Genomic DNA, 6164 nt, shown 5'->3' with positions numbered 1-6164 from the left:
AAGGAGTATATTGAGTTTGAGATTAGGACGATAAGATAAACTAGTCCTGCTAATGATAATATTAGCAGGACTAGTTTATAATTTTAATTCCACGTAATCATTTTCTTCTTGCTATGCAACACACAGACTGGAAGTCTGCGCGAGCTGGGGAAATTGTAATGCATATCATCGTTTTACTCAATTTTTATATCTGTACCTGGCCAATACTCTATTCCATTTTCTTTCCAAAATATAGACTTTAATTTATAGGCAATAGGAAGATCTTTAGGGAAACTATACAAACCCTTCTCAAAATAATAAGATAAATATAGCATCGTCTTTTTTTTCTCTCCCAATTTATAGGATTTAATTAAATAATATATAGCCAAATTCCGTTGATCTTTAGTCAATTCATCTAGGGACATATCATCGTCTAGTATTTTTACATTTTTTCTTTTAGAGTGATTGATTGAATATAAGCTCTCGTAAACAGATAAAGATACTTCTGCATTATCCGTGATTATTGCCATATATAATGCATAAGGGGTATAATCTAGTCTATCTGAACAGGATCTACGCTCAAAATAATAGAGGTATTCTGCAATATCTTTATTTTGAATTGTTTTTATCAGGTTAAAGAACTTAGTAGTATCAAGACAATTTATTTTCTCAGGTTCAGGTACATAAAGAGTACCTGCAACTTTCATCGGGAGATGTGTAAATTCTAGAGATTTTATTATTGAATCACTATATTCAATAACTTCATCTTCGATAGAATTATTGATGCTGTCTAACAAAAGAAAAATATTTTTTATATCCACATTTTTATAGCCTATAAAAGTTCTATTTTGGTTACAAGAAATAAAAATGAATATTAGTGTGATATACGCAATTGCTTTCATATGTAGATTATATTAATTATTAAAAACCAAATGTATCATAAAACCATCTCCTTTGGTTACCCCAATTTTTATATTCGTCTGGTTTTCCTTGTCCTTGATTGAGCCCTTCATCTCTCTTAGCTCGTTGCTCTTTTTTTGTATTTCCTTTAGAATAGGACGGTCTGTTATAATGTTTCAAGTCTGGATTATTATCTTGGTTACCTTCTTCAGAATATATAGGTACACCTTCTTTATAGTATATCCAATAACCATATTTTGCTTTATTTTCAGAAGCAATTATTTCTCCCGCTGAAGAAACATATAGAAAATCACTTGGCGCAGCAATTATAACATTAGGCATATATACAGAAATGTTTTCAGCTAAGGTTATTCCATTATACATATCTCCAGTATTACAAGAATGTAATACTATTGTCAATTCTTCACCATACAATCGATTATTCCATATTGCACTATATCTAGTTAATAATGATTGTAAATCTCTTGCATTCTTAATAACTGAGACATTTCCTCTTATATCAATAAAAGTCAGCCCATTTGTACTCCCATGACCATAAATATGTATCATATCATTATCTACCTTGTCTCTAGCTTGTATTATACTTGATCCCCCATCCCTAGTACCCATCCCATTTAGTTTCTCTTTTCCTGTTGGATCAATATATTTTAACGGATTATTTGATACATAAGCATAAGGTGATTCAGAGTAATATTTTTCCGCCAATGGATCCACACTTGTAAATCTCCCCACCGGACTTTCATAATACCTTGCCGAGTAATCATACAGGTTCAAGCCGTGCATCTGATCCAGTTCCTTACCATTGTACTTGTATGGCTGCTTGCCTTGTTCTGTTACTGTGTTCTCTGCGAAAGTAGTACCGAAAGGATAATAATGATTTTTCTGTATTCCCGTTCCGTTGGCATTTACTACTACACGATTATTACCTAGATGATCTGTCAGGTAATAATGATATACGCCTCCTTCTATATATCCGCCGTCAATTAGTATACGCTTTAAGGTTCCATTCTCATAGATTTTATTACCTACATAATCGGTTGTTTTGGTTTGGGTCAATGCCGCTGTATTGATCGCTGAACCGATAACCGGGGTTGTTGAGTAACTCGGATTCCATTTCTGCACTACTTTCAGCTTTTGACCTCCTGCCGAATAGGTATATTCGTTCCTTGCCTCTGCAACGGGACTCTTGATATCCATCTGTCGTGGTAAATTTAAAGAATTATATTGAATTTCTGTTATTCCTTTATTAAAATCTTTGGACATCGCCCCATTGGCATTGTAAAAGTACTCTGTGGCTACACTGCTATAGTTCTTGAAGTCGGCTGATTCTGACAAGCTGATAGTAGCAATGGCATCATCTGCTTTCAGTAACTGATTGCCTGTATAGGTCATTGTCAAGTTATCGATCAAACCATAGGTAGATGCCGCTGTTTTACCATAACGTTGCAAGGTTGCAATATTTCCATGCTTATCGTATATATATGCTTCTTTATAGTTGGTATTGGCTGTGCCGTTTACCAAGTAATTAGAGGTAGTTAATCTCGACAAGTTATCATAGGTAAAAGCATAACCATGTGTATTGGTTTCACTCGACAGCTTCCAACTCATTGCTCCAATATTCCCATTATACTGTTTAGTACTGCCTCCATATGTATCATTATAATACAATATTTCTGTAAATAAGGGACTTGTAATTGATTTTGTCCACGATCGGATATTATAGCCATAGGTAGACAACGCGTTTGCTACTCCACCTTTTTTGTTGGTTTTGAGTCTGCCCAATTCATCATACATATTTTCTGCAAGGGTGATAGCAGTTGCTCCATTGAGTTGATAAGTTTCTTTGGTCAATCGTCCTGCATGGTCATAAGTGTAAGCATACACCTCTGTTTGGGTGGTCTTTCCTGTAGCCTGATGGACATGTTTCTTCTGAGTCGGCTGTCCGGTAAAGTTATAGGCGATATATTCCTTTTCAATACCACCCGGAAGATGATTATTACCCTTGACCTGTATCGGCCGTCCACGATTATCATAATACATCACTGAATATAGGTAAGTACTTTCTATTCCACCTGTAGAATTCATTTGCGTTGTAACAGTCCCTGTTAACAATCCTTTGTTCTTATATCTGTTCGCTGCCTGGTGATCACCATAGCAAATACCATAGCCGGACTCAGCCACATACTGCGTATTGGCATTGTTCGGAACCTCAGTCATTCCTAAAAACGAATAATCATCGTAGTAATTTGCAGACAATATGGTTGAAGTAGAAAGAGTAATACCTGTTATGGTATAACTGTTTGCAAGATTCGTCCGGCTTGTATTATAAATTGCTTTTACTACTGCATTTATAGGATTTTCAACTGCATAGTTAATTATATTTTTACATGTTCCTGTTAATACTATTCGTCCAAATACATCGGGAATCGAATAGGTCCATTCACTTTTTAGTCTCTGTTCACCATCTTGTGTAAAAATAAGTTGATCAGCCTTATCATACACATAATATATCCAATCGCAACCTGGTAATTTTTTGGCTATGCAATGATTGCTCCCATCATATTTATAGAGGTAAGCATATAGCTTCAGGTTCGTATCGGTTTCTACCCAACTGGATGAACTCAAAAGCCTATCGGATGCTTCTGGAGGAAGAACCGCTCGAAGATTACCGAAGCTATCATAAATATAGTTAGTATCATACAGTTTGCCATCGTTTATCTGGCGGGTTAGCACGACTTGCCCCTTCTTATCTTTAAACTCGTAAGATATGTTTTCATCTTCGTCTTTCAAGCGAGTTACAGACAATTCACCGACTCCATAATTAGTTGTTCTGAAGAGACTAATGCTTTTTGTATCATCTGTAGTCTTGTACAATCCACAGACCAGTGAATCCGCATATGCCCATGTAGTTCCGGTTTTAGTTCTATTAGTCAAGTATCCTGTTCTGTGAGCTTTCTTTTTTATATGCCAATCAGCCCCAGGTCCATATTGCTTTTCAAGACGATTTAGGTGTGAAGGTTCGTAATATGGCCTTGAATATGATTCTTCATCAAGATAAAAGGTTTTTGAGATTTCAGATATCCTATCAGCATTCACAAAAGAGCCATTATTTGAAGGAGAAACGATGGGTAACCATTGTTTACTTAAGCGACCCCAATAATCGTATCCATAAAGTATTATTAAGTCTGTTTTTTGCGGTGTTCTACCAACTTGTACCGTTTGCGCCAACTTCCCCAAATCATCAAAATATTGTATATCCACGATACCGGTACTAGGATCAAAGGATAGATTATTTGTTTTAATGTTAGGATATGAAGTTGTTATTGTATTATAGATTTGTTTATTATTACTATAATAATAATTAGCTTCCATATCAAGAGATGGATCTTGTTCTGGCACTAGAAGTGACTCAGGGGTTAATTTCATCTGAACTGTAACGGTGCAAGCTGTTGTATTGTCAACATCTATCATTAACATCCAATACCCAGCTTTAAGGTAAACATTATTCCAACTCGTTTCGCCTGTTTTATTCTGGATAACATAATTAGTCGGACCTTCTTGCAAAGCAACAATATAGGCCTTGAAACTATTAGCCGAAGTTGTGGATGTAGAAGTATCAAGATAAGTTGGAGTATCTATCTTAAAAACAACCATAACAAACCCTACACGTCCATTATTTGGGAAATTAAAATTTGCCGTTTTATTAGAAATTTGATTGGAAGGTATTGTTCCGATGTCAACCCTAGGTTGTCCTGCAATGTGGACAGATAGAACCAAAAATATAATCAAAAATATAATATTCCTTTTCATAATTTGTCTATTTAATGATTCTTATATTGATATTTATAACATGATATAATATTTCCCTCGAGATCTTTTATCGCTTTGAGCTTATCAAGCGAATAATAATCATATTGATATGTTAGCCCTTGTGGTGTAGTCATTGATGTCATACCTAAATCTGGGCTATAAGTATAGCTGGTAATCTGGGCATTGGGTAATTTTTCTCTCAAAGGGGCAAACGCCTGGGGACTTAAGGTACTATTTGATAGTATAGATTCCAGATTCGGCATAGCTGCAATCACTTCATTGTAACTGGCATTGCGTATAACTGCTACTACGTAAGTATATCTGTATCCCCATAATAAAACAGAGCTACTACCACTTTTATCGACTATTTCGACTATGTTGTTAGCCTTATCGTATTCGGTAAAAGCTTTTTCTTGATAGTAATGGCTGTCTTTATTAGATCCGTCGTAACTTATAAAGTTGACTAGAGGATTAGTTATACTGGTTTTAAAGATAAACTCCGGCACATAAGTATTATTCTTTTTTTTATATGTTATTAAATCGGAAGAAATAACTTTATTATTTACTTTTCTTGTTGTTTCAATCGGATAATTAATCATATTTATCGATTTCATTTCATTGTAGATACCCGATTTTATATCAGAAGCATATAATGTCTGAGCTATTTCCGAAACAGACTGACTATTTACTATTTCTGTTTTAGACAATAAATCATACTCATTGTATGAATACATTTCAGAAAGAGTAACAGGATTTTCTTTTTCTTTTTTTGTTATTTTCTCTTTCAATTGAGCCTTACCTAATATATGCTGGTATCCTGCAAATGCAGCTATCTTAAAGTCCATGTAAGACGTACCTCCTGCTCCGGGATCTTGTAACTGTTTTGTATAACAAGATTTATTACTAGTCATTCCATATATTATTCTCCCGTCTGTAAAAGTATAAATATACTCTTCTGTATATATCTCCTTATTATCTTTGTCCTTATATATATTTTTACTAGGCAAACCTCTTTTATAGCTTGCACCAGAATATGCATTGGTTGCATCAAACAATATAGTATTGTCTCCATGACCGCCGCTTGATGCCGGATAAGGGAGGTCTAAAGATCTGTAAAGTGTATTCGAGGGAATTGTATTGCAAAGAGAAAATATCATAGGAGATTTGTATTTTTCGGGAGCTTCCCTTGGTGAATAAAAATTATGGGTAATTGTCCCTTCATTGCTTTTTTCTATTACTGTAGAATATCCTAAAAAATCTCCACTAAAAGAATAGCATGATGAGGCTGAGTTTGATTGCATTGCCAAATAATAATCTCTAATTGGTCCATTCTCTCCTGGGTTTTTATTATTAAGGGATATTTGTATTAAATTCGCCGCTTCATTTATTAAGGCTCCTGAACTACGGGCTCCATCCTCATCACTTTCTTTATAAGTATATACTTGTTTAGTGTA

The 6164-nt window shown here is 34.7% G+C and carries 2 protein-coding genes and 1 pseudogene; all 3 read right to left on the bottom strand.

Annotation, left to right across the window (positions count from 1 at the left end):
* Nucleotides 1–173: 173 nt before the first annotated feature.
* A complete protein-coding gene (locus tag B3P17_RS03970) occupies nt 174–881 on the bottom strand; it encodes a hypothetical protein (protein ID WP_252637402.1) in 708 nt (235 codons plus the stop codon).
* Between the two features lie 19 nt (nt 882–900).
* Nucleotides 901–4710, bottom strand: a complete 3810-nt coding sequence (locus B3P17_RS03965) for a DUF6443 domain-containing protein (protein ID WP_252637404.1) — start codon at nt 4708–4710, stop codon at nt 901–903.
* An 11-nt stretch (nt 4711–4721) separates the two neighbouring features.
* Nucleotides 4722–6164, bottom strand: a pseudogene (locus tag B3P17_RS03960) (hypothetical protein); the annotation flags it as partial.

The organism is Dysgonomonas sp. UBA7630, assembly GCF_002483985.1.
In the GTDB taxonomy this organism is placed as follows: Bacteria; Bacteroidota; Bacteroidia; order Bacteroidales; family Dysgonomonadaceae; genus Dysgonomonas.
This window is presented reverse-complemented; position numbering and strand designations above follow the sequence as displayed.